Genomic DNA, 23,619 nt, shown 5'->3' with positions numbered 1-23,619 from the left:
CTAGGTGGGGCTCAGCGAGGGCTCGCCGGAGCTGTTGGCGGCGTCCTCCAGCGTGAACGGGCCGCTGCTCTCGCGTGGCGGTGGATCCCCGGGTAGGAGCACGACGAACGTGGTGCCGGCGCCAACGCGTGAGCGGACGTTGATGACCCCACCGGCCGCCGCGACGATGCGTTGGGAGATGGCGAGGCCTAGGCCTGTGCCTTTGTCGCGTGTCGTGAAGAACGGCACGAACAGCTTGGAGAGCACGTCGGGGGGGATGCCGGGCCCGGTGTCCTCGATGCGCAGTTCGACCCACGGAGTGAGGCGACCCGTCGCGTCGGCGCGCTCCCGTGTTTCGGTCACCACGCGCACCACGCCGGCGCCCATGGCCTGCACGGCGTTCTGCACCAGGTTCAGGATCACCTGCCGAAGGCGCTCGACGTCGATCTGCACGGGTGGGATGCGTGGGTCCTCGTGCACGTCCAGGGTCACGCCCGCTGCCTCGCACTCGGGGCGCATGAGCTGCAGGGTGCGCCGCACGACGGCGTTCACGTCTGCGCGTCCCACTTCGCCCGTCGTTGGGCGTGCATAGTCCAAGAAGCCTCCGACCACGCGGTTGAGCCGGTCGACCTCCTCGACGATGATGCCGAGGAACTCGCCGACCTCCGGGTCGTCCTCGTGTCCCGGCTCAGTGAGGTACTGCGCGCTCGCCTTGATGCTCCCGAGCGGGTTTCGGATCTCGTGCGCCAAGCCCGCGGCCATCTCACCCAGCGCGGCCAGGCGATCGCGTTCTTTCATTCGCTGGTAGAGGCGCGAGTTCTCGACGGTGACGGCGGCTTGCGCAGCGAGGCCCTCGAGCAGCTGCACCTCCTCCGGAGAGAAGGCGTCGCGCATGCGTTCGTCGCGCACCGTCAGGAAGCCGTAGAGGTCGTCGCCGTCTCCCACCAGGCCCAGCGCCACCGACGCGTCGAGCGCCTCCATCGTCTGCACGATGTCGTAGGCCGTCTCCGCGTCGCGGTGCTCGCCCAGCTCCCGCTGCTCCTCCAGCTCGCGCTCGGCGGCTTCGATCGTCACGGCCCCCTCGCGGCGTAGTCGGTCCAGCAGCGGTCGCGCAGGCGCCATCTCGACGCGCCCCGCGGGCTCGGGCCCCATGTGTCCGTGGAGGTTGTACCCTCGCCCGTCCGCGTCGGCGAGGTACAGCGCCGCGTGCGTGACGCGCCGCGAGCGCTCGAGGCCGTCCATCAACAGCCGGGTGAGGTCGGAGAGCTGGAGCGCGTGGGCGACCTCCCTGCGCAGGGCATGCACACTCGTCTCGAACTCGTACCGCTCCCGAAAGAAGAAGTGCGAGATCCACGTGGTCACCTTGGCGCGCACGGGGTCGAAGAGCAGCAGCACGACCAACGCCGAGACCACGCCGTGCAGGAAGAAGCGCCCGCCCGTCACGTAGTGCATCGCCCACAGCATGGTGGCCAGCATGAACGCGAGGGCGGTGAGTACACCGAGACGCCCAGCCAGCTCGTAGAGGTCGATCAAGCGCGAGTTCACGAGCGACTGGGACAGCAGGTACAGGAACAACAGGACGAGCAGGGTCCCTACCGGCGGGATGTCGAGGCCCACGTAGGGCAGATACTCGAGCAGGGTGAAGACGCTGCCGAGGCCGCCGAAGATGGCCAGGTAGCGCAACCGCGCGCCCTCGACGCGGGAGCTGACCGCGTCACCTCGACGGTACAGGGTGGCCAGCGGGACGGCGAGCAGCAGCAGCACGTAGAGGAACAGCGCGCCGCTCACCAGGCCGCTCTGGTAGTACGGCGTCAGGATGCCGCCGACCAGCAGGGTGGCGCCGAACCAGCCGGAGCGGTTGAGGGCCCGCATGCGCTCGTCGCTGTCCTCGACGAACGCGCGGAAGAATTGCAGCGCGGAGAGGGGCACGAGCACACCAGCCACCAGGTGCACGCGCTCCCAGAGCTCGCTGGGGAACGCTGCGCGCACGGCCGTCACGGCGTACCAGAACCCCACGCTCAACCCGAACGTGGCGAACACCCAGTGCGCCCGACGCTTGCGCGGCCGCAGCATCACGTTCACCGCGAGCGCGAGGCTGAGCATCGCGGCGATGAGCGAGGTCTGTACGCGCAGATCCATGGGCCGCAGCGTAGCAGTCCGCGGAAACGTCACGACCCCCGTTGACAACTGGTAATACCACTTGTACTGGTATTACCAGTCATGGCGACCCCACGTTCCAAGCCTCGGAGATCTGCCGCCGACACTGCCACCACGCGGTTGCGGCGGCGCATCCTCTCGGGAGAGCTGCCCGCAGGGTCGGCCCTGCCGGGGGAACGCGAGCTCTCCGAGACCCTGGGGGTCAGCCGGCTGACGTTGCGTACGGCGCTCACTCGCCTCGAAGCCGAAGGACTGGTGCGCTCCTCCCACGGGGCCGCTACGCGCGTCCAGGACTACCGGGCGACGGGCGGGCTGCCGCTGCTGGGGCACCTCGCGGAGCAGGAGCTCGCGCGCGGCCAGATGCCGCTCGGACTCCTGCGCGACATCCTCGAGCTGCGGCGTCTGCTCGCGGTCGAGGTGCTGGCGCTGGTGGCCGAGCGCGCGACGCGAGAGGAGCTCAACGCGCTACGCGCCGATCTCCGCATGCTGCGTGAGCACAGCGCCGACCAGCTGAGCTTCATGGCGCTCGACCTGGCCTTCGCGCGCAGGGTGGTCGTCGGCACCCACAACGTCGCGCTCACGCTGCTGTACAACACCATCGAGCGCTTGGTGGAGGCGAACCCGCTCGCGCGGCCGGCGTTCCTCGCCAACACGGACAACACGCTCGCGGTGTACGAGAAGCTCGTGGATCTGCTGGACCAGCGCGACGTCGAGCGGGTCCGCAGCGTGTCGCGCAGCCTCCTGCTGCGCATGGACCGGCGCACGCTCCTCGAGCTGGACCCGAGCGGTGTCGCGTCCAAGATGCCGGCCGAGGGGTCCGAGGTTTCCACCACACGCGGCGTGTCCGGAAGAGTGGGTGAGGCGTGGGTGAAGAAGGAGGTGTCCTGATGATCGCGATCGAGAAGCGCTGGGCCGAGGCCGTGTTGAGTGGGTTCACGGCGGGAGGCGCCGGTGACCCCCGGCTGCCCCTCGAGGGCGTGGACTATCCCGGAGCGATCGCGTCGCTCGTCGACCACGGCAATGCCATCAGCGCGGTGGGCGTCCGGCTCGCGCTGTGCGCCATCGCCACCGCCCCCGCGTGGCACTGGGGGCAGCCGCGGACGATGGTGGAGCTCGCCCCCGAGGAGCGCGCCGCCTTGCTGACGGAGCTCCTCGAGCACCACACCTTCGCGGTCCGGGAGCTCGCGATCCTGATGAAGATCCAAGCGGCCATGGCGCTCTTCGGGAGCCCTGCCGTGCGCTTGGCCAGCACGTACGGCCGCACCGCAGGCAGGCGTGCGGTTCACCTTCGCACGGTAGGGGGAGCATGATGGTGCGCTTCGAGATCGATGATGTGGCGGACTTCGTGGTGGTCGGCACGGGGGCAGGCGGGGCCACGGCCGCGCGGGTCCTGAGCGCCGCAGGACACTCGGTGGTCATGCTCGAGGAAGGAGGCTGGCTGCGCTCGCAGGAGCGCCCACGCGACATGGTCGGTGCCATGGCCGACGCCATGCGCGACGCCGGCGCACAGGCCACGCGTGACGCGGCGCCCATGCCGCTGCTGCAAGGGGTCGCCGTGGGCGGCAGCACCGCGATCAACAGTGGCATCATCTGGCGTCTGCCCGAGGACGTACGTGAGGAGTGGGCGCGCGAACATGGGCTCTCGGAGTTGGTCGATGCCCGTGCGCTCGATGGCGCGTTCGACGCGATCGAGCGCGACCTCGAAGTGAGTGAGACGGCCGACGAGCTCTTGGGGCGCAACGGCGCGCTGATGAGGCAGGCGGCCGAGGCGCGTGGCCTCCCGGGCCGCGCGATGGTGCGCAACTCCAAGCGCTGTGAGGGCAGCGGCGAGTGCTTGCAAGGCTGCCGCACCGAGGCGCGCCGCAGCATGGACGTGAGCTACGTGCCCATGGCGCTACGAGACGGCGCGCGCCTGCACACGCACTGCCGCGTCCACTCGGTCGAGCGCCGCTGGGGCCGCGCCGTCGGTGTGGTGGGGGATGTGCTCGACGCGCAGCGCAAGCCGCGAGCGCGCTTCCGTGTGCGCGCGCGGCGCGGCGTGATCGTGGCTGCGGGCGTGCTCCACACGCCCCTGATCCTGCTGCGCTCTGGCTTGCGTGGGCCTGTCGGGCAGCGCTTCCAGGCGCACCCGGGGTCCGCCGTGGTGGGACGCTTCTCCGAGCCGGTCGGGAGGGGACCCGGTGCTACGCAGGCCTACGAGATCCCCATGCGTGCGCAAGGCTTCAAGATCGAGTCGTTGGCGATGCCCCCAGAGATGCTCTCCGCGCGGCTCCCGGGGGTCGGCGCCGAGTGGCTCGAGCGCCTCGCGCACCTCGACCACCACGCCCACTGGGTGGCGCAGTGCCGCTTCGAGGCGCACGGGCGCGTGCGTGTTGGGTTCGATGGCCGGCCCGCGGTCACCTATCACCCCACCGCGCGTGATGTTCGGGTGCTGCTCGATGGGCTCGCGCTCGTGGCCGAGCTCTTGTTCGAAGTCGGCGCCCAGGAGGTCTATCCCGGAGTGCACGGGGTCCCTGAGGTGCTGCGGAGCATCGACGAGGTGCGCGCGCTGAGAAACCCCGCCCTGGCGCGCGGCGACCTCCACATGGTCGCCTCGCATCTCTTTGGGACCGCGGTGGCCGGTCGCTCAGCCCGCGCAAGCGTCGTGGACCCGGCCCTCGAGGCGCACGCGCTTCGCGGGCTGTTCGTGATGGACGCTAGCGTGTTCCCGACCAACCTCGGCGTGAACCCCCAGCACAGCATCATGGGCGTGGTCCACCGCGCGAGCTCCCAGCTGGCCAATCGCGAGCGCGTCGGGGGGAGGCGCCGGGCGAGCTGAGGTCAGCTCAGGCACGGCCAAACCGGTCCGAGAGCGCGGCGCAGTGTGTGGGGCCGGTGCCGCAGCAGCCACCGAGCACCGTTGCCCCGGCGTCCACCCAGCTCGCCGCGAGCTTCGCGTACTGGTCGGCGGCGAGGAACGGGTCGGCCGACCAGCCCATGGCGTCATCGACGCGCCCTGCGTTGGCGTAGGCCCCCACCTTGGCCCCCAGCGCGGCGAGCGCCTCGACGTAGGGCAGGGTGAGCGTCGCAGGCGTGCAGTTGACGAGCACACAGGTGGCGCCGCGCTCGAGCGCGCCTCGGGCGGCTGCGGTCATCTCTTGGGGCGTCATCAACGTCCCGTCGGGGCCCGCGGTGAACCCCACCCACGTATCCGCGCCGGTTCGGACGCACTCTTCCACGGCGACCCACGCCTCCTGGGCGCAGGGGAACGTCTCACAGAGCAGGAGGTCACACCCGGCGTCCACCAGCACGCGTGCCAGCTGGGCGTGGTCGTCGCGCGCTGCGTCTCCAGGGCTGAGGTCGGGCCGATAGCAATCGGCGACGGGCGCAAGGCTGCCCGCCACCCGGCAGGTGGCAGGCACGGCGCGACGGGCGATCGCGACCGCCTCCTTTGCCAGCGTGGCGAACGGCCGACCCAGGGTGCCTGGCTGCGTGCGAAACGTGTTCGCGGTGTGGATGGTCGCCCCGGCCCGCACGTAGTCACGGTGGATGGCCTCCAGCACATCGGGCGCCGCGCGGATCGCGCCCGCGCTCCACGACGGGAGGGGCGTCTCGACGCCTCGGGCGAGCAGCTCGGTGCCGACGGGGCCATCCAGGATCGCCACCGTCATCGAGCCTCAGCGGGGGGCAGATCCCGGTTGGTCTTGGAGGGGCTGCTGGTCCTGCTGGTCCTGCTGGTCAATGGCCAGCTCGGGCCCCAGCTCCTGCAGGGTGGCCATGTAGCGGAGCCACAAGCGGTGCATGACCAGGGAGTCTGCCCCCAGCTCGTTCTCGAACACCGGGAACGTGTCCACGCACACGACGCCGCGGGACCCGATGGCGACGAGGAGGTCCGGTTGCCCATCTGCGACGCCATACTCGACGGCGCCACTCATCATGCCCTCGCACGTCTGCTGTGCCGCGTCCCAGTCCGACCGGGCGACGACGGGGAGCGGGTTTACGTCGACGTCGATGTCGGCCGAAGCGCCTTCTCCAGCGTCTCCGCAGGCTGCGAGAGCCAACGCCACGCCAGCCGCGAGCACCGCACGCCGACGCGGGACGAGACGCACAGAGGCGCGCCGCCGGGGCGTTGTGGGCAGGACAGGGGTCGCAGGCACGTTGGGCATCAGGGTACTGGTTCTGTTGACGGGGTCAAGACGCGAGCACCGAGCGAACCCTTCACCCGCCCGCGCATTCGTGGCGCGGTGCGCGTTCGCGCGGGTCGCCACGGCGACGTTCGGACGGCCCGGGCGCCGCTCCAACGCTGCGGGGCTCAATCGTGGAGGTGCTGCCCGGTCGCCGCGCTCACGAACTGAGCCAGGATGCCATCCGCCACCCGCAGGCGCCGGCTGAGCTCTCGAGCGACGTTCATGATGAAGATGCTGTACGCTTTGGGATCGCGTCGGTAGAGCAGCTCTTCGAGGGACTGCGGGGTCATGCGCAGCATCAGGGTGTGCGCGACCGCGCGCACCGTCGCCGACCTTGGCTGGACGTCGATGAGGCTCATCTCTCCGAAGCAGTCGCCGGGGCCGAACAAGGCCACGCGGAACTCGCCGCCCCGTCCGTGCTTCACCACCTCGAGCTCACCCGCGATGACCAGGAACATCTCCTGGCGGTCGTCGCCCTCTTCGACGACGTTGTCGCCGGGCTGCACCGTCATCACGGGGAGGTTGTCCGCCAGCACTTGTAGCGACTCGTCGTCGAGACCACCAAACAGGCCGACGTCGCGCAGCATCTCGGCGCGGATCTTGGGAGGGGGTGGCACGGAGGTGTCGGGCATGGTGTCCGCATGGTACAACGAAGGCGTTCCGCGCGCGGACCCAAAATGCGCCTGGCGCGCGGGCCATCGTGCTTTACCTGTCTCGCGCGCGCGCGATAGAGTCGCGTGCGGACTGCCTCTCTCGTCCCGATGAGGCGGCGGCCCGAGCCCCCCCCCCCGAGAGTATCGCCCGTTCCACGAGCGTCGTTTGGCCACCGGCACCGAAGCTATCGATCTACCGCGCCCGTTCGGGCCATACACGCTGACGCGCCGGCTGGCGGTGGGTGGCATGGCCGAGGTGTACGTCGCAAAGACCCAGGGCATTGGCGGCTTCGAGAAGCTCCTGGCCATCAAGGTCATCCACCCCACGTACTCCGAGGATGAGCAGTTCGTCACGATGCTGGTGGAGGAGGCCAAGCTGAGCGTGCTGCTGAACCACAACAACGTGGTGCAGACATTCGACCTTGGTTGCACCGATGATACGTATTTCATCGCGATGGAGCTGGTCGAGGGCGCCGACTGCTACCGCATGATCAAGGCGCTGCGGTCCCGTCAGGCGGCGCTCCCACTCGACATCTCTGCCTACATCGTCTCGGCTGTCTGCTCGGCGCTCGACTACGCACACCGCAAGCGCGACAGCCAGGGCAACCCGCTCCGCATCGTGCATCGAGACGTCTCGCCCCAGAACGTGCTCGTCAGCTTCTCCGGGGACGTGAAGCTCGCGGACTTCGGCATCGCCAAGGCGGCGCTGCGGACACAGAACACACAGGTCGGCGTCATCAAGGGCAAGTACTACTACATGTCGCCCGAGCAGGCGTGGGGCGACCCGATGGATCTCCGGTCCGACATCTTCTCGGCGGGTGTGCTCCTGCACGAGCTGCTGACAGGGCAGATGCTCTACCAAGCGGAGAACCTGCCCGAGCTGCTGGATCGCGTACGCAAGGCGGAGGTGCAGCCACCGTCCGCCTACCGCCGCGACGTGCCCGCAGAGCTCGACGCGATCACGATGAAGGCCCTGGCGAGACGCCCGGAGGACCGGTACGAGTCGGCGCACGACTTCGGGCAGGCGCTCACGCAGTTCCTCTACCAGCACCAGCCGTCGTTCACGACCGCGAGGGTGGCACGGTTGATGGCGCAGCTGTTCATGGAGGAGTACGCCGCCGCGACGGGCGCGCCGCCGGTGTCCAGCGAGAAGGTGCTCGGGACGGACCCCGGCAAGAGGGACTCGGTCGCGCTCAAGATGACCGTGGACGAGTACGAGCCAGGGGCGAGCGTGATCTTCGACATGAAGCGCACGCGGGACGACCTGCCGACGGTCGACCGAGCCTCTCGATCGGACGACCGGCCAACCAACCCCAACGCCATTCGCGTGACCGCGCGACCACCCCGCTACACGTCGAAGCAGGCGCCCCCCGTGCAGGTGCGACGAACGCCGGACGACGAAGACGAGCCCACGACCATGCTGGATCGCGGTGCGCTCCCGCTCGAGGACGTTGCCAGCGAGCTCGACGCCGCCGGGTTCGATGATGACGAGGCGACGGTCGTCGAGGACGTGTTCAAGGGCTTGGACGATGCCCTCAAGGACGTTCCGGTGCGACCCGCGCCGGGGGGGCGTGGCTCCCCCTTGGTGGAGCTCAGCGCGTCGCTCGCCGAGGACGCAGACGTGTACCTGAACGCCGCGTCCCCCACGGCTTCGGCCATTCCCAGGGCCCCTCGGATCCCCCGCGAAGCGGCGGCCATTCTCACGCCCAAGACGCCTACCAGCGCCGGTCCCGAGCGTACGGAGGCGGGGGGACAGTGGCGCAGCACGCTCCGTTGGGTGCTGGTGGCGACGGTCGTCGGCGTGGTCACCTATTTGGTCATCGCGCGCGCGATCAAGCCCGCGCCACTGCCGGTCGTGCGCATCGACTCGGTGCCACCCGGTGCAGAGTTGTTCCTCGACGGTGAGTCTTTCGGGGGCACCACGCCAGCTCGCATCGAGGGCTTGGTCGTCGGCGCCGATCACGCCATCCAACTGCGGCTCGCGGGGTACGAGCCATGGACGACGCACCTGCGCGTCCTCGCGGGCGAACAGGAGCAGGTGGCCGAGCTGGTGCCGCTGACGCGGGTGGTCGAGGTGGTCTCGGAGCCGCCAGGCGCCGAGGTGCGCTGTGACGGTGTGGTGGAGGGTCGCACGCCGCTGCGGCTGGGGCGCCGACGTGTGGGAGATGCGCTCGACATCAGCGTGACCATCGACGGACGCGAGCCGGTGTCGCACGAGCTCGTCGTGCTGGCAGGGGAGGGCGTCCAGACGCTGCGCGTGCTCGGCCAGTGAGGCGTCAGGTCAGCTCGCGGTTGTCGATGAGCCGCGTGGTGCCCAGGTGCGCCGCGATCAGCACCGTCAGGCGCTGTACGTCACCCGTGGGCGGCTCGAGGGTCTCGGGGTCGACGGCGCGGACGTAATCGACCTGGTCCATGTCGGCCTCGACGATCATGCGCGCGGCGGTCGCGATGACCTCGGGGTCGCGTTCACCCGCACGCCATTGCGCTTCGGCCCACGCGAGCGCGCGCGATAGGCAGAGGGCGCGCTCGCGGTCCCGCTCGTTCAGGTAGCGGTTGCGCGACGAGAGCGCGAGCCCGTCGGTTTCACGCACGATCGGGCACCCCACCATCTCCACCGGCATGTCCAGGTCGGTGACCATGCGCGACAGGACGCGCCACTGCTGGTAGTCCTTCGTTCCGAAGGCCGCCGCGCAAGGCCCCACCAGGTTGAACAGCTTCGTGACGACCGTCGTCACGCCCCGGAAGTGGCCCGGACGGAACGCCCCTTCCAGGGGGAGCGTGACGCCCTCGACCTCGACGTGGCTCTGAAACCCGACGGGGTACATCGCGTCCGGCGCGGGGGCGAAGACCAAGTCGACCCCGGCCTGTGCCGCGAGGGAGACATCCGCGTCGAGGGTGCGCGGATAGCGGTCGAGGTCGTCCGTGGGCGCGAACTGCAGCGGGTTCACGAAGATGGTCAGCACGCGGAAAGAGGTGCGCTCGGCCAGCGCGGCGACGAGCGACATGTGCCCATCGTGGAGGGCGCCCATCGTGGGAACCAAGCCCACGCGGTGGCCCGCCGCGCGCGCGGCGTCGCAGGCGGTCCGCAGCGCGCGCGGATCGTGGATGACGCGAGGTGCCATCACGGTCAGCCGATGGGTCCGTAGCTGGGACCCGGGCGGCGCTCGGGGTTCGAGGGCAGCACGTCGGTGGGCGCCGGCAGGCGCGCGCTGTCGTCGCGGCGAACGTGCCCGAAAGCGTACTCGTCCGTCGGGAAGGCGCCGGCCCGGACCTCCTCACAGTAGCGGGCAGCCGCCCGCTTTCCGTCGTCGAACCACTCCGCGTAGCGCTTCACGAACTTGGGACGCAGGTCGGGCGTGAGCCCCAGCAGGTCGTAGCAGACGAGCACCTGGCCATCACACGCAGGGCCCGCCCCGATGCCGATGGTGGGGATGTCGATTGCCTCGGAGATGTCGCGCGCGAGATCACTGGGGATACCCTCGAGCACCAGCGCGAACGCGCCTGCGTCCGCCACGGCGCGGGCGTCGTCGAAGACCCGGGCAGCGGCGTCCTCGGTCTTTCCTTGCACGCGGAAGCCGCCCATGGCGTGGACACTCTGGGGCGTGAGCCCCACATGACCGACCACCGGAATGCCCGCGTTGACGATGCGTTCGATGGTACTCGCCGCGCTGCGTCCGCCCTCCAGCTTGACCGAGTGCGCCCCGCCCGTGGACAGAAAGCGAGCGGCGTTCCGGAGCGCGTCCTCGGGGCTGATCTGCCAGCTCATGAACGGCATGTCGCCGACGATGTGCGCGCGCTGAGTACCACGCGCGACGGCGCGGCAGTGGTAGATGATCTCGTCGACCGTGACGGGCAGCGTGGAGTCCTGCCCCTGAACGACCATGCCGAGGCTGTCCCCCACGAGCAGCATGTCGACCCCTGCCTCGTCGAGCATCCGCGCGAACGTGGCGTCGTAGGCGGTGACCATCGTGATCCGCTCGCTGGCGCGCTTCATGGCGCGTAGCGTGGGGACGGTGACGGGCTTGGTGGACGGAAGGGTCCCCTTGGGCTTGGTCATGGGCGTTCTCCCGGCTTCGGTCGCGGCCGGGGCGATTCCCGGTCCACGCGTTCACCTGGCGCTACCGAGACGGTAGCACGGCCTTTCGACGACGGCACCCCTTGGGGATTCAGCGCGCTCAGTCGGCGAGGGCTTCGAGTTTCGCTTCGAGGTCGGCGCGGAGGGCTGCGGCGGACACTGGGCGTGGCGCCCCCGGCATGCGCGCGTGCGGCTGCTCGGGGGCTCCCCGCTCCGAGGCCTCGGCGTGCTCCGTGGGTTGGGACGAGGAGACGGTCGCGCGCTCCTCGGGCTGCTCGGCTTCTTCGGCCGCATCGGCCGCTTCAGCTTGGCGGGCCAACACCAGGCCGCGCTTGAGCATCCGCCGCGCCTCGTCGTCCAGCCCGATGGCCGCCAGCAGGCGGCCCGCTTCGCCGTGGGCCCGCGCGCGGTCGCTCTCCGGTCCACGCTCCGCGAGCATGCGCCACACGTCCGCCGCCCTGTCCATCCGCCCCTGCTGCTCGAAGAGCGCGGCCAGCCGCCACGCCGTGCGCGGAGGGATGTAGGCATCGCCTCGGTCCACGAAGCGCTTGAGCACGTCCTCGAGGAGCTCCGTGGCCCGCGCGAGCTGCCCGAGATCGGCGCACGTGATGCCGATCTCCTCGATCAGGGCCCACTCGGGAGAGGCTCCTGCGCGGTCCAGCGAGAGCTCCAGCACCTCGAGGGCCTCCCCAGGCGCGCCCGAGAGGCGCAGCTGCTGTCCCAGCGCGAAGTATGGCCGGTGGTCGTCTGGGAAGTCCTCGATCGCGCCCTGGAACGCGTCGAGCGCGCCCTCGGGGTCGCCGCCCAGGCTGCGCAATACCCCGATTTGCAAATGGGCAGCGAGGCGCCGCTCGCCCCCCGCGCCCTCGGGCAGCGCCTCCAGAAAGCGCACGTAGCCGGCGGTGGCCGCGGCGCTGTCCCCGACGAGGGTGCAGGCCTTGGCGTGCTCCAGGATGACGTAGATGGGCGCCTCGGCCGTCTTCAGCACCTGCGCGAACCCGGCGCGAGCATCCTCGAAGCGCTCGTCGTCGAGCGCCAACAGGGCCTCGAAGAACTCGTCGCCATAGGAGGCGTACTCCGTGGCCTGCTCTTCGTACCAGGAGCCCGCGAGGATGGCGATGCGCTCGTCGCGCGAGAGCGTGACGCCGCGGTTCGCCTGCTGGACTTCGACGCGATCGAGGTCGTCCAGCACGGCCTGGATCTCTGCGCCGAGCGCGCGGTCGGCTGCCACTTCGAGCGCGCCGCGGAGCTCCTCGGCGGCCAGGGAGCGCTCGCCCTGGGTTCGATAGGCTTGGGCCTGGGCGAGCCGCGTGCGGGCGATGCCGTCACGGCACGCGTCGATGCGTGCGGCCATCCCGTCGCGTTCGCTGCGGCGGTCACTGGGTAGCGCGTCGCGCGCCTTCTCGTACGCCAGCTTGGCTTCCCCGAACGCGCCGCGTTCGAAGTGGGCATCGGCGTTGCGCCGGTGGGTGTCGGGGTCACCCCCAAAGAGTCTGCCAAAGAAAGACATCAGGTACCTGTGCAGGAAGAGGTGGGCGTTCCGTCACGGCGCTCGGGACGTGAGAGACGTCAGCTGCGCCCGGCCTTGTCGAGCGTGTCGAGGCGCTGCCGGGCCACGGTCTTGATCGGCTGCGCGACGCTGCGGCTCTTGGCCAACGTGCGGAGGTCGTTGATGCGCATGTGAGGCACGAAGCGCAGCGAGATGCCGACGGGCGTCTTGGGGTTGAAGAGCAGGGCCTGCTTCAGCTCGTAACTCTGCAGCCACTGCCGTCGGGTGCCGATGTAGCGCAGGATGTCTTCGCCAATCTCGCGCGAGCACGCGATGTTCGCCGCTTCCTTTTCGGTCATCTTCGGCGACATGACGGCTGCCATCGCGATGCCCTTGTTGGTGTCGCGGACCAGCAGCGCGCGCGCGGCCGCGTCACCGACCACCGCCAGGCGCAGCTTCTCGCTCTTGGTCATCGCCTTGATTTGGAAGCTGAGGGGCTTGAACTTGTCCGCCACCTTCTCCAAGTGCTCATCTCGCGCAGCGTCGACCGTCTCGCGTTCGACCGCGTCGGGATCGTCCGCGTCAGCCGCGAGCGCGTCCATGAAGATCTGGTCTCCAGGGAGCGGCTCGTCCGTCGGCTCTGGGATGAGCTGCCCTTGGATCGCCTCCACGTGGTCCTTGAACGACGGGATGCCCGTCAGTTCCACACCGTTGCGCGCGCAGAGCTCGACGAGCCGGTCGGCGGTGGACATGCGCGTGTTGCGGTTCTTGTAGAGCGCCTCGACGATGCTGGGTTCGTTCAGGAGGCGCTGTTGGTTGGTGGCGATGACTTCACAGATGTGGTCGCCCGCGGAACGCGCCACGTGGACCACCGCTGCATCTGGCGTGTTGTGGTTCATCACGATGGCCTCGGTGAGGGTTTCGCGGTCGGTGAACTTGCGCGCCAGCGCCTCGAGCACTGCCGGGGGGAGGGGGGCTTCGCAAGCCGCTCGGAGGACGCCCTCGGGCAGACCGGAGAGCGTGCTGTCGGCGGCAGACGCGATGCCGGCGTCTGCGTCGGCAGCCAGCTGGACCATCAGCGTGACGAGATCGCCGCCCTTGACGGGCACGAGTCCCTTGGCGGCCATCATGCGTGCCGGGCCGGGCGCCTTCGGATCGGCGAAGCGGTGCAGCGACGCGGGCAGCTCCGTCAGGGGCAGCGGAAGCGAAGTGGACTCAGACATCGTTCAGGGGTTTACCAGACATCGGGGCGGGTCCGACAGCCCACGCGCGCAGACCCGGGAGAGCGCGACCTCGACACCGTCCCGCGGGGCGCGACGTGTGGCGACGCGGAGGGGGCTTCAATCGTCCGCAAAGCACGGGGTGCGCTTTTCACGCATGGCGGCCAAGCCTTCGGTGGCATCGGCGGTGGCGAGCGACTCGCTCTGGAGGAGCGCCTCGAGGCGGGCCGCGCCTTCTACGTCCCAGCCCAGGAGGGAGCTCATGGTGTGTTTCATCTGTCGGACCGCTCGTGGCGACGAGAGGGCGATCTCGCCAGCCAGCGCCATGGCGCGCGGCAGCACGTCCTCGCCCGGAAGCGCCTCGCTGACAAGGCCGATGCGTTCTGCCTCGCGTCCCGTGACGAGCCTCCCCGTGTACAGCATCTCGGATGCGCGCGAGACCCCGACGAGCCGGGGCAGCATGAAGCTGATGGCCATGCCCGAGTGGATGCCGAGCCGGGCGAAGTTGGCGCCGTACTTGTCCCGCTCGTTGGCGATGCGGATGTCTGCCATCAGCGAGAGCCCGAACCCGCCACCGACGGCGTGCCCTTGGAGGGCTGCGATGACCGGCACGCGGACGTGGCGCAGGGACAAGAAGGGCTCGTACATGGCGTAGGAGCGCTCGTGCGGGAGGGCGCTAGCGTCGCCAGCCTTGAGCGAGGAGTGCAGGTCCGCGCCCGCGCTGAAACACGACCCGCGCCCGACGAGCACGACCGCTCGCGCCCCACGGTCGGCGCGCGCCTCGGCGGCCGCCACGGCGAAGCCAGAGAGGAGCTCCGGGGTCATGGCGTTGCGCTCGTCGGGTCGGTTCAGGGTCAGCACACCGATGTAGCCATCACGACCGTAGGTCACTGCGGGTTCCGTCATGCCGGAGGCTTTGCACGAGAACGGGCCCGGCGTCGAGGGCTCCGCACTTCCGGGCCCTGCGACCGGGCGCGGGGGCGGTCCCGTGTGTCACACTGCCGGCGTGCGCACGTTGGTGCTCGTGTCCGTCGCTCTGCTGGTGGCCGCCTGTCAGGGGGGTGGCCCGGTCGTGGTGGACGGGGGCCGCGACCTGGGGCCAATGGACCTGGGCGCCCGTGACGCGGGAGATCCATGCAGCCGGTCCGAAGACTGTGAGGATGGGGTCGCCTGCACGCGCGACGTCTGTGACGGGCGCGGCGTGTGCGTGCACACCCCGGACCCGCTCAGCTGCGACGACGGCGTGTTCTGCAATGGCGCCGAGGTGTGCGACCCGAACGCCGGCTGCGTGGCGGGAGCTCTGCGCGACTGCAACGACAGGAACGTCTGCACGCTCGACCGCTGCGACGAAGGCCGCGGCATGTGCCTGCATCTGCCGCGTGACTTCGACAATGATGGCGAGGCGGACGCTCGATGCGCGGGCGGGACCGACTGCGACGACGCCGACCCCCTGCGCGGGACGCTCCAGGCCGAGCTGTGCAGCGATGGGCTCGACAATGACTGCGATCTGTCCATCGACGAGGCCGTCTGCGGTCGACCCCCTCACGATCAGTGCGAGGACGCGCTGGACGTCAGCGCGGGCGGGCTGTTCGACCTGTCGACTGCGGGCGCCCGTGACGACTACGGCGCGCTGTGCTCGGGGCCAGCCCGCGAGGTGGTCGCTCGATTCGTGTTGGATGACGCGCGAGACGTCACCTTGCGCGCGGACGCGGCGGGCAGCACGCAGGTGGAGCTCCGCTCGGGCTGCGGGGGGGGCACGGTGCTGCGCTGCGACACGGGTTCGCCCGGGGAGGTGCGTCGGCGTGCGCTTCCGGCGGGCACGTACTTCGTGTTCGTCGCCAGCAGCGCAGGCTCGGTCCAGCTGAGCGTCGCCTTCGACCCCCCAACCACACAACCGAGCAACGAGGACTGCGGGAGCGCTCGGACCGTCATCCCGCCGTTCGCCGAGAGCGGGTCGTTCGTCGGTACCGTCGACGACCTGACGCTGAGCTGCGGGCAGCCGCTCGCCGGGGACCTCGTGTACGCCTTCGAGGTGCCTGCCGGGCCTCCGCAAGACGTCGTGGTGGCGTTCGCGGCCACTTCGACGACGGACGCCGTGCGGTTCTCTCTGCGTTCGACCTGCTCCGACGCTTCCAGTGAGCTCGGATGCGTGCGTGGCAGCCCTGCGGGGGGGCGCTTTCGCTCGCTCGCTCCCGGGCCCTACGTCCTCGTGGTGGAAGGGCCCGCCGAGCGCGAGGTGGACTTCGCCATCGACGTGAGACTCGAACCAGGCACGACCGCGCCGCCGGGGGACAGCTGCGCTGCGCCCATCGACACGCCCCTCGAGCAGATCGTGCATGGCACGCTCGCGGACAAGCGGGACGCCATCCAGACACCGTGTGGCTTCTTCTACCGCGACGCCGTGCATCGCTTCGTCCTGTCCGAGCCGCGGGACGTGTCCATCGACCTGCTCGCTGGGACGAACGGTGGAGCGTTCGTGTTCGGGGCTCTGGGGGACACCTGCGAAGCAATGCTGCCGACGACCGACTACTGCGTCGGAGGGGCACCCGCCCTACTGCAGCGCCTGGCACTCCCCGCGGGCGAGCACTTCGTCGTCGTCGAGGCGCCTGGCACGCCGACCTACCAGCTGGAGATCCACACCGCCGCACCGACTTCGGTGGTCGACGCGGCGGGCAACGACACGTGTGCGGATGCGATCGTCATCCCGAGCCAGTCGTCCGTCGTGTATCGCGGCGACACGTCCACGCTCGCGAACGACGTCACATCCATCTACTGCGGCAGCGGCGCGCGCTCCCCCGATGCCACCTTTCTCCTGGAGCTGACCGAGGCGACGGTGGTGCGCCTGAGCACCGCAGGGTCTTCGTTCGACACGACGCTCCTTGTGTTCCTCGAGGGGGCTGCGTGCAGCAATTTCCCCTACGCGTGTGACGACGACAGCGGCCCGGGGGGGACCTCCTCGATCGAGCGCGAGCTCCCGGCAGGACGCTATCACGTGGTCGTGGACGGCTTCGGGGGACACAGCGCTGGCCCCTACGTGCTCCGGGTCGACCGCGGCCCGTTTCCACCGTGAGAGCCCCGCGGCGGGGCGGCGAAGGTCGCGCGAACTCGGGCGCGCGGCTCGCTCCACGGTCGTCGGAAATTTGCCCGGCGAGGCGCCACTGCGGTACCGGAAACGCATGCGCAGCTCCGACCTCGACGATGGCACCGTTGTTCGGCCGTTCCCTTTCTTCCGCGCAGGGGTCCGCGCCGACCCGAGCGTGGCCAGCAAGCCCATCCTCGTGCTGGAGGACGTTCACAAGTACTTCCGGGCGGACAAACCGACGCTCCGGGGGTTGAACCTCACCGTGGAGCGCGGCGAGTTCCTCTTCGTCACCGGTCCGAGCGGGGCGGGGAAGAGCACGCTGCTGCAGCTGATCTACCGCAAGCACACGGTGGACGAGGGGCGGATCATGTTCTGCGGCAGGGACATCGCGCGGTTGACGCCGAAGTCCATCCCGTACCTGCGCCGCAACCTCGGGGTCGTGTTCCAGGACTTCAAGGTGGTCCAGCACTGGACGGTCTTCGAGAACGTGGCCGTCGCCCTCGAGATCCTGGACATGCCGCAGCGCCTCGTGCGCTCGCGGGTGGTGGAGACGCTGGAGCGCGTGGGGCTCGCTGGTCGCGGTGGCGAACGCACCAGCAACCTGTCGGGCGGCGAACAGCAGCGCGTGGCCGTGGCGCGCGCCATCGTGACCGAGCCCGCCCTCATCCTGGCCGACGAACCCACCGGCAACTTGGACCCCCACCTGGCCATCGACATCCTGACCTTGTTCGAAGAGGTGAACGAGACGGGCACCACCGTCATCTTCGCCAGCCACGACCACTCCCTCATCAGCAAGCGTGACCATCGCATCATCTCCATCGAGGATGGGCGCGTGTCGGAGGCGCGGCGTGGCCTGCGCAGCTGGTCTGCACGAGGGATCATCAGCGCCGCCGAGACGGGGCGCGGCAGCGGGCTGCACAAGCACCCCGTCGCGGTGTAGCGACACACTCCTCCTATTCACGATTGACGGTGACGCGATGGACATGAAGCAGCTGATTACCCGGGCGCGGCGGGGGCTCCGCGAAGAGATGCGGCTCTATCTCGTGGCGGTGTCGAGTCTCGCAGTGGCGTTTCTATGCTTGGGTGGTGCCTTGCTCGCGCTGACCAACCTGTCGGCGGTGGCCCGCGCGTGGGGGCAGTCCAGCCGCATGACCGTCTACCTGCGCGATGGCGCCGAGGCTGAGGACGTCACCCAGCTGCGCGCGTCGGTCGAGGGGCTGCCCGAGGTCCGCTCGGTGGAGCACCTCAGCAGCGACGAGGCGCGTGCGCAGTTCCTGGAGCACTCCGACGTCGAGCCCGGCTTGGCGGCGCTGCCTGCCGAGGTGTTTCCCGCCTCGCTGGAGATCACGCTGGCGCAGGGTGTCGCCCCCAGCCGTACGGCGCGCATCGCCGAGCGCGTCGCGCAGTTCCGGGCCGTGAGCGACGTGGAGACCTATCGCGGCTGGTTCAGCCGACTGGAGAGCCTGCTGCAGGCTGGGCGCGCCATCGCCGGGGTGCTCGCGCTGCTGGTCGCGCTGTGCGTGCTCGCGGTGATCGGAAACACCATCCGCCTCGCCGTCGCGCGTCGTCGTGAGGAGATCGAGGTCATGAAGCTGTGCGGCGCGACCGACGAGTTCGTGCGCGGTCCATTCGTGCTCGAGGGCACGTTCCAAGGGTTCATGAGCGCGCTCATCTCCGTGGTGGTCCTGATGGGAGGCTTCATGCTCGTCCGAGACGAGCTCGACGCCACGGTGGCCGCACTCACGGGGGTGCGCGCGGCCTTTCTGCACCCGCTGGCGCTGGTCGGGCTCACCCTGGGTGGCGCCGCTGTGGGTGCCCTTGGCAGCGCGCTCTCTCTGCGCCGTTACCTGCTGGTGTAATCATGAAGCGACGCGTGCGACTGTGGTTCCTCTGCTGCTTGGCCCTCGCGACTCCGGTGCTCGCGCAGCCCGCCTTCCCGCCGTTGTCGCCACTGAATCCGGGGGCCGCCCTGGACCCCATGGGAGAGCTCGACGAGGCCATCGCCGAGCAAGAGCTGCTCGTTCGGACCGAGGAGACGCGTCGGGCCCGGCTGGCGGCAGAGCTGGACGCCCTCGGGTCGGCTCGGGCCGACTTCGAGCAGCGCATCGTGCGTCAGGGCCGCGCGCTCTACCGCATCCGTCGCACCGGGTTGCTGCCTGTCGCCGGAGGCTTCGAGGCGATGCTCAGCCACCTCTCGCGCGTGGAGCGCCTCGAGCGCCTTGTGCAGCGTGAGATCGACAACGTCCGCACCACGCGCGACCGACAGATCGCCCTGCAACGCGACATCACGCGCCTCGACCGCAGCGCCGAGGAGGGCCGAGAGCGGCTCGCGCGACTGCACGGGGATCGGCGACGCGCCCAAGAGCAGCAGCAGCTGGCCATGCTCTATGAACAGACCTTCATGGCACCGTCGCTGCCGCTCTCCCCCGTGGCGCCGCTCCCGGGGACGCTGCAGCTCTCGGACGGGAGCTCGCTGGCGCCCACGTTCGTCACGATGCGTGGCCGCCTGGGCATCCCGACGGAGGGGCGCTACCGCACCGTGGACGTGCAGCGGGAGGACGGACCGGGCGTCGAGTTCCGTGTCGAAGGGGAGGCGCCTGCGCGCGTCGTGGCGGATGGTCGCGTCGCGTTCGTGGGTCGTTACGGGTCCTATGGATTGATGGTCATCGTGGAGCACGGTGACAGCTTCTTCACGGTGTACGCAGGGCTCGGTGGCGCAGACGTGCAGGTGGGCACGGTGCTGCGGATGGGGCAGCGGGTGGGGCGCGTGCTCGGGGCTCCGCTCCTGTTCCAGGTGCGCCGTGGGACGCGGGCGTTGGACGCGCGCAGCTGGTTGGGGATCTGACGCGGGTATGCAGCCCTCCGACTACCGCTACGTCGAGCGCACCCCGTCTCAGGAGTCGGGCGCGAACCAGACGTGGGACGTCACGGACGGGGGACGCATCGTGGCGCGCGCGGACGTCTACTTCGGGGAGAGTCAGTGGGGCGTTCGGTTGACGGACGACCTGCCGACCCTCGACGTCGCGGACCTCTTGCGACTCGCGGCGCACATCCTGGTGTGGGAGTGCGGGTGCCGCGCCGACACGGTGGATGTGGTGCTCGGGCGGGACGGTCAGCACTATCCGCTCATCCGCACGGGTCCCGACTACGTCTAACGGCGACGTCGCCGGCCGGGGCGCGCCACGCTACTCGCCAACTGCGAGCGCGTCGGGTCGCGGCGCCCGTTCCGAGATCGGGCGGTGATGGTCTCGTTCGTGGACCGCGGCGATGACGCTGGCATAGACGTCGAGGGCGAGCTGTAGCTCAGGGCCCGCTTGCCGGGCGTCGCTGACGGTGAAGTCGAGGTACTCGTCGCCACACGCGCAGCGCACCACGTCTGGTCCGGCGGTGGGCTCCGAGCCGTCTGCGAAGCCCGCGTGCCGCAGGCCCGCCTCGCGGACGAAGCGGTCGAGGACGGCGTGCAGGTCGGCTCCGCGCGTCTCGGGGGTGAGCGCCAGCATGGCATCCGGGAGCGCGGCGCGGACGCGCGCCGTCACGTCGTTGAGCGGACGATTGCGACGCTGGGCGGCGACCATGGCCCGGTCGAACACGCCCGCGACCCGCACGAGACCCGCCAGCACGATCGCGAACAGCACGAGGGCGATGGTCGTCTCGAGGCCCCGCCCCAGCGACGCGGCGACCGCCGCGATGGTGAGGGCCGCGCACACGCCGTAGAGGGTCAGCACCGCGCGTCGGTGAGTGAGCCCGAGGTCCAGGAGGCGGTGGTGGATGTGACCGCGGTCGGCGGTCATGATGGGCCGCTGGGTCAGCGCCCGACGGAGCATGGCGATGGCGGTGTCCGCGATGGGGAGGCCCAGCACCATGACAGGCACCGCGATGGCCACCACGGTCGTGTTCTTCACGAGCGCCCCCAGCAGCGACGTCGCGGCGAGCACGAAGCCGAGAAACATGCTGCCCGAGTCCCCCATGAAGATGCTGGCGGGGTTGAAGTTGAACACCAAGAAGCCGACGATCGCGCCAGCGAGTGTGGCCGAGAGCAGCATGACCATGTAGGCGTCGCCGATCACCGCCACCACGAAGTTTCCGACGCAGGCGAAGAACGCGACGCCGCCCGCGAGGCCGTCGAGGCCATCGATGAGGTTGAGCGCATTGATGATGGCCACGAACCAGAAGCACGTGGCTGGGACGGACAGCCACCCCAGGTGCACCGTGCCGACGAAGGGCAGCAGCATGCCCTCGATTCGGTAGCCACACGTGTAGGCGAGCAGCGCGGCGAGGGTCTGGACGGCCAGCTTGGTCCGCGGGCGCACGCCCCGCACGTCGTCCAGGGCGCCGAGCGTCGCGACGATCAAGCCCCCTCCCAGCAGGCCCATGATGCGCTTGGGCTGGCTGTAGAAGATCGAGGCGACGTAGCTCTCCGTGAAGAACAGCGCCACCAATGGGACGAAGAAGCCCAGGACGACGGCGATGCCGCCCAGCCTCGGGATGGATCCGTCGTGGACGCGCCGGCCGCCGCCCACGTCGACGGCCCCCACCCGGCGCGCCACCCACTTGGCGAAGGGGATCAGCGCGAGCGAGACGAGGAACGCACCCAGGAGGCCGGCGGCGGATGAGCGCATGAGGTGCCCTCAGCCCGCCGCGTCGGCTGGGTCGGCTGTGTATGCGTACGACTCGGAGCGGTAGTACTGGTGGTAGCCGTAGCCATAGGTGCGACTGTTGACGTCCACGTCGTTCACGACGCAACCGATCATCACCGCGTCGACGGCGCGCATCTGGCGGAGCGCCGCCTCGACGCTCTCTCGCGTGGTCTGCTGAGCCCGTACGACGAGCATCACGCCATCCACCTGCGGCGCGATGACCGCGGAGTCGGTGACGGCGCCCACTGGCGGGCTGTCGAAGATGACCCACTCGTACGCGGCGTTCGCGGCGTCGCGCAGCGCTTGGAAGGCTGGCGTGTGGAGCAACTCCGACGGGTTCGGGGGCACGGGGCCAGAGGAGAGCAGATCGAGCCCCTCGACCTCGGTGTGGGTCACGGCCTCGGCCAGCGTGGTCTCGCCCAATATGACGGAGGTGACGCCGACCTTGTTGTCCGCACCGAAGGGCTTGTGGGCACGCGGCCGGCGGAGGTCGGTGTCGATGAGCAGCACCGACTTGCTCGAGTGCGCCAGCGCGATGGCGATGTTGCAGGCGATGGTGGTCTTCCCCTCGCGTGGGGAGGCGCTCGTGATGACGAAGCAGCGCGACGGACGCGCCGCGTTCATGAACGTGAGGTTCGTGCGGATGGTACGCGCGCACTCGGCAGCCGCGGAGGTGGGGCGATGGTGCGAGCTGAGCTCCGGCAGGTCTACCTCGGGGAGCTTGGGGAGGATGCCCACGACCCGCAGACCCAACGCCTCCACGTCTTCGACCGACTTGAGGCGACGGTCGAGCCGCACGATGAGGCCGATCAGCGCGAGGCCGAGCACGAAGCCGAGCGCGACACCGCCGCCCAGGTTGGTCATGAGGACAGGGCTGATCGGGTTCCGCGGCGGCAGCGCTCGATCCAGCACGCGCGCGTGGGTGACCTGCAACATGCGGGTGAGGTCGGTCTCGGTCGTGCGCTGCAGCACCAGCTGATAGATCTCGGCTTTGTTCTCGCGCTCCCGGTTGAGCCGTTGGTATTCGATCTCCTGCAAGTTGAGGTCGAGGCCGTCGCGGTGGGCTTGGTTCACGGCCGCGCGCAGCCCGCCCTCGACGCGGCGCGCCTCTTCGAACTCTCCCTCGGTGCCGTTGATGACCGAGCGCATCTCGCGCACCAGCTGCTCTTGCTGCACGCGAATCTCGGCGTCCAGCGCCACCATGTCCGGGTGGTTGTCGCCGTACCGCACGGCCAGCCGCTCCCGCTCGGCGAGCTTCTCGACCAACGCCGAGCGCAGCGCCGCGATGGCTTCGACGTTGGCCAGACCCGACAACGGAGCCTCCAGTGGGTCCATGGAGAGCGCGCGGCGGAGGCGCTCGGCGCGGGCCGCGAGCTCGATGCGGCGCGTGCGGGCCGTGGTCAACGCCTCACTGAAGCCGAGGATCTCGTGCGCGATGACGTTCTGGTTCTCCTCGAGGGACAACGACAACACGTCGTGTTCGCGCTTGAACTCGTAGAGGGCGTTCTCGGACGCCTCGAGGTCGGAGCGCAGCGCGGTGAGCTGGCCGTCGAGCCACTCGAGGGCCGTGACCGTGGAGCGCATGCGATCCTCGAGGGTCTTCTCGATGTACGCGGCGGCGATGGCGTTCGCGATGCTGGCGGCCCGCTCCGGGTCCGTGTCCTTCACGACCAGGTTGACCAGGCGCGTCGACGGAACGGGCTCGACCGAGAGCCGGGCGGACAGCAGGCCCGCCGTCGCTTCGACCGTGCTCCCCTCGAAGTGCTCTGCGGCCTCACCCGTGTGTCCGTGGAAGCCGGCGTCTTGGTGGAGCGCGAGCTGTTGAACGACCCGGTCCAGCACGTTGCGGCTCCCGATCACGCGGTTCTGCGTGTCGAAGAACTCCCGGCTGGCCCAGAAGTTGCCGAATGGGTCGGCGACATCTTCGACACCGCGGCCGAGAGGTCGCGGGGGGTTGGGCTCGTACTCGAGGGTGCTGGTGGCGCTGTAGATGCGCGGCTGTCGTGACGTCCAGACCGCGCCGCCCACGCCGCCGAGCACAGCCAGGACGAGGGCGATCCAGCCGAAGCGGATCACGATGCGGAGGATCTCGCGGGGGTCGAAGCCCCGCCCCCCGGGCTCGGTCGTGTCGTTCCCGTCGCTCACGATACCTCGCGACCCT

The 23,619-nt window shown here is 69.9% G+C and carries 20 protein-coding genes; 9 read left to right on the top strand and 11 right to left on the bottom strand.

What is annotated here, in order from left to right:
- Window positions 1–2,118, bottom strand: coding sequence for a GAF domain-containing protein (locus H6726_15440; GenBank protein MCB9659044.1), 2,118 nt, complete (start codon window positions 2,116–2,118; stop codon window positions 1–3).
- A gap of 81 nt (window positions 2,119–2,199) precedes the next feature.
- Here H6726_15440 and H6726_15435 point away from each other — a divergent pair, with 81 nt between their 5' ends.
- The 3 genes from H6726_15435 to H6726_15425 are packed head-to-tail and all read left to right on the top strand — an operon-like array spanning window position 2,200 to window position 4,954.
- Complete coding sequence (locus H6726_15435; GenBank protein ID MCB9659043.1) at window positions 2,200–3,024, top strand: FadR family transcriptional regulator; 825 nt, start codon at window positions 2,200–2,202, stop codon at window positions 3,022–3,024.
- Complete coding sequence (locus H6726_15430; protein ID MCB9659042.1) at window positions 3,024–3,446, top strand: hypothetical protein; 423 nt, start codon at window positions 3,024–3,026, stop codon at window positions 3,444–3,446. The genes H6726_15435 and H6726_15430 overlap by 1 nt, the downstream gene beginning before the upstream one ends.
- The gene (locus H6726_15425) at window positions 3,443–4,954 is read left to right on the top strand and encodes a GMC family oxidoreductase (protein ID MCB9659041.1); all 1,512 of its coding nucleotides are present in this window, start codon (window positions 3,443–3,445) and stop codon (window positions 4,952–4,954) included. Before H6726_15430 ends, H6726_15425 begins: the two co-directional genes overlap by 4 nt.
- Before the next feature lie 7 nt (window positions 4,955–4,961).
- Here the strand turns inward: H6726_15425 and H6726_15420 are convergent, their stop codons facing one another.
- The 3 genes from H6726_15420 to H6726_15410 all read right to left on the bottom strand — a co-directional run bounded on the left by H6726_15420 (window position 4,962) and on the right by H6726_15410 (window position 6,934).
- The gene (locus tag H6726_15420) at window positions 4,962–5,786 is read right to left on the bottom strand and encodes a homocysteine S-methyltransferase family protein (GenBank protein ID MCB9659040.1); all 825 of its coding nucleotides are present in this window, start codon (window positions 5,784–5,786) and stop codon (window positions 4,962–4,964) included.
- Between the two features lie 6 nt (window positions 5,787–5,792).
- Window positions 5,793–6,182: a hypothetical protein gene (locus H6726_15415; protein MCB9659039.1), complete on the bottom strand. Its 390-nt coding sequence runs from the start codon at window positions 6,180–6,182 to the stop codon at window positions 5,793–5,795.
- Between the two features lie 245 nt (window positions 6,183–6,427).
- Window positions 6,428–6,934: a cyclic nucleotide-binding domain-containing protein gene (locus H6726_15410; GenBank protein MCB9659038.1), complete on the bottom strand. Its 507-nt coding sequence runs from the start codon at window positions 6,932–6,934 to the stop codon at window positions 6,428–6,430.
- Between the two features lie 187 nt (window positions 6,935–7,121).
- Here H6726_15410 and H6726_15405 point away from each other — a divergent pair, with 187 nt between their 5' ends.
- A complete protein-coding gene (locus tag H6726_15405) occupies window positions 7,122–9,227 on the top strand; it encodes a serine/threonine protein kinase (GenBank protein MCB9659037.1) in 2,106 nt (701 codons plus the stop codon).
- A 4-nt stretch (window positions 9,228–9,231) separates the two neighbouring features.
- Here H6726_15405 and H6726_15400 read toward each other — a convergent pair whose 3' ends face one another.
- The 5 genes from H6726_15400 to H6726_15380 all read right to left on the bottom strand — a co-directional run bounded on the left by H6726_15400 (window position 9,232) and on the right by H6726_15380 (window position 14,645).
- Window positions 9,232–10,077 (bottom strand): pantoate--beta-alanine ligase, encoded by an 846-nt coding sequence (locus H6726_15400; GenBank protein MCB9659036.1) that lies wholly within the window; start codon window positions 10,075–10,077, stop codon window positions 9,232–9,234.
- Window positions 10,078–10,082: 5 nt separating this feature from the next.
- The gene (panB, locus tag H6726_15395) at window positions 10,083–11,012 is read right to left on the bottom strand and encodes a 3-methyl-2-oxobutanoate hydroxymethyltransferase (protein MCB9659035.1); all 930 of its coding nucleotides are present in this window, start codon (window positions 11,010–11,012) and stop codon (window positions 10,083–10,085) included.
- A gap of 118 nt (window positions 11,013–11,130) precedes the next feature.
- Window positions 11,131–12,540, bottom strand: coding sequence for a tetratricopeptide repeat protein (locus H6726_15390; protein ID MCB9659034.1), 1,410 nt, complete (start codon window positions 12,538–12,540; stop codon window positions 11,131–11,133).
- 59 nt (window positions 12,541–12,599) lie between these two features.
- Window positions 12,600–13,742, bottom strand: a complete 1,143-nt coding sequence (locus H6726_15385; protein ID MCB9659033.1) for a hypothetical protein — start codon at window positions 13,740–13,742, stop codon at window positions 12,600–12,602.
- A gap of 117 nt (window positions 13,743–13,859) precedes the next feature.
- Window positions 13,860–14,645, bottom strand: a complete 786-nt coding sequence (locus H6726_15380; GenBank protein MCB9659032.1) for an enoyl-CoA hydratase/isomerase family protein — start codon at window positions 14,643–14,645, stop codon at window positions 13,860–13,862.
- 100 nt (window positions 14,646–14,745) lie between these two features.
- Between H6726_15380 and H6726_15375 the strand changes: the two genes are divergently transcribed.
- The 5 genes from H6726_15375 to H6726_15355 all read left to right on the top strand — a co-directional run bounded on the left by H6726_15375 (window position 14,746) and on the right by H6726_15355 (window position 19,976).
- Window positions 14,746–16,809 carry a putative metal-binding motif-containing protein gene (locus H6726_15375; protein MCB9659031.1) on the top strand — a complete coding sequence of 688 codons (2,064 nt, stop codon included), beginning with the start codon at window positions 14,746–14,748 and terminating at the stop codon, window positions 16,807–16,809.
- A gap of 106 nt (window positions 16,810–16,915) precedes the next feature.
- Window positions 16,916–17,761 (top strand): ATP-binding cassette domain-containing protein, encoded by an 846-nt coding sequence (locus H6726_15370; protein MCB9659030.1) that lies wholly within the window; start codon window positions 16,916–16,918, stop codon window positions 17,759–17,761.
- 43 nt (window positions 17,762–17,804) lie between these two features.
- Window positions 17,805–18,680: an ABC transporter permease gene (locus H6726_15365; protein ID MCB9659029.1), complete on the top strand. Its 876-nt coding sequence runs from the start codon at window positions 17,805–17,807 to the stop codon at window positions 18,678–18,680.
- Window positions 18,681–18,682: 2 nt separating this feature from the next.
- Window positions 18,683–19,666 (top strand): peptidoglycan DD-metalloendopeptidase family protein, encoded by a 984-nt coding sequence (locus H6726_15360; GenBank protein ID MCB9659028.1) that lies wholly within the window; start codon window positions 18,683–18,685, stop codon window positions 19,664–19,666.
- 7 nt (window positions 19,667–19,673) lie between these two features.
- Window positions 19,674–19,976, top strand: a complete 303-nt coding sequence (locus tag H6726_15355) for a hypothetical protein (GenBank protein MCB9659027.1) — start codon at window positions 19,674–19,676, stop codon at window positions 19,974–19,976.
- Window positions 19,977–20,006: 30 nt separating this feature from the next.
- Here the strand turns inward: H6726_15355 and H6726_15350 are convergent, their stop codons facing one another.
- A complete protein-coding gene (locus H6726_15350) occupies window positions 20,007–21,440 on the bottom strand; it encodes an undecaprenyl/decaprenyl-phosphate alpha-N-acetylglucosaminyl 1-phosphate transferase (protein ID MCB9659026.1) in 1,434 nt (477 codons plus the stop codon).
- A 9-nt stretch (window positions 21,441–21,449) separates the two neighbouring features.
- Window positions 21,450–23,603: a polysaccharide biosynthesis tyrosine autokinase gene (locus H6726_15345; protein ID MCB9659025.1), complete on the bottom strand. Its 2,154-nt coding sequence runs from the start codon at window positions 23,601–23,603 to the stop codon at window positions 21,450–21,452.
- Window positions 23,604–23,619: the final 16 nt, after the last annotated feature.

It is taken from the genome of Sandaracinaceae bacterium, from assembly GCA_020633055.1.
Lineage (GTDB): Bacteria > Myxococcota_A > Polyangia > Polyangiales > Houyiibacteriaceae > JADJJE01.
The sequence above is the reverse complement of the archived record's forward strand: the minus strand, read 5'-3'. Positions and strand labels throughout refer to the sequence as shown.

Coding starts and splice junctions, on each gene's coding strand:
- H6726_15440 (MCB9659044.1), bottom strand. CDS start 2,118: ATGGATCTGCGCGTACAGACCTCGCTCATCGCCGCGATGCTCAGCCTC.
- H6726_15435 (MCB9659043.1), top strand. CDS start 2,200: ATGGCGACCCCACGTTCCAAGCCTCGGAGATCTGCCGCCGACACTGCC.
- H6726_15430 (MCB9659042.1), top strand. CDS start 3,024: ATGATCGCGATCGAGAAGCGCTGGGCCGAGGCCGTGTTGAGTGGGTTC.
- H6726_15425 (MCB9659041.1), top strand. CDS start 3,443: ATGATGGTGCGCTTCGAGATCGATGATGTGGCGGACTTCGTGGTGGTC.
- H6726_15420 (MCB9659040.1), bottom strand. CDS start 5,786: ATGACGGTGGCGATCCTGGATGGCCCCGTCGGCACCGAGCTGCTCGCC.
- H6726_15410 (MCB9659038.1), bottom strand. CDS start 6,934: ATGCCCGACACCTCCGTGCCACCCCCTCCCAAGATCCGCGCCGAGATG.
- H6726_15400 (MCB9659036.1), bottom strand. CDS start 10,077: ATGGCACCTCGCGTCATCCACGATCCGCGCGCGCTGCGGACCGCCTGC.
- panB (MCB9659035.1), bottom strand. CDS start 11,012: ATGACCAAGCCCAAGGGGACCCTTCCGTCCACCAAGCCCGTCACCGTC.
- H6726_15390 (MCB9659034.1), bottom strand. CDS start 12,540: ATGTCTTTCTTTGGCAGACTCTTTGGGGGTGACCCCGACACCCACCGG.
- H6726_15385 (MCB9659033.1), bottom strand. CDS start 13,742: ATGTCTGAGTCCACTTCGCTTCCGCTGCCCCTGACGGAGCTGCCCGCG.
- H6726_15380 (MCB9659032.1), bottom strand. CDS start 14,645: ATGACGGAACCCGCAGTGACCTACGGTCGTGATGGCTACATCGGTGTG.
- H6726_15370 (MCB9659030.1), top strand. CDS start 16,916: ATGCGCAGCTCCGACCTCGACGATGGCACCGTTGTTCGGCCGTTCCCT.
- H6726_15365 (MCB9659029.1), top strand. CDS start 17,805: ATGAAGCAGCTGATTACCCGGGCGCGGCGGGGGCTCCGCGAAGAGATG.
- H6726_15360 (MCB9659028.1), top strand. CDS start 18,683: ATGAAGCGACGCGTGCGACTGTGGTTCCTCTGCTGCTTGGCCCTCGCG.
- H6726_15355 (MCB9659027.1), top strand. CDS start 19,674: ATGCAGCCCTCCGACTACCGCTACGTCGAGCGCACCCCGTCTCAGGAG.
- H6726_15350 (MCB9659026.1), bottom strand. CDS start 21,440: ATGCGCTCATCCGCCGCCGGCCTCCTGGGTGCGTTCCTCGTCTCGCTC.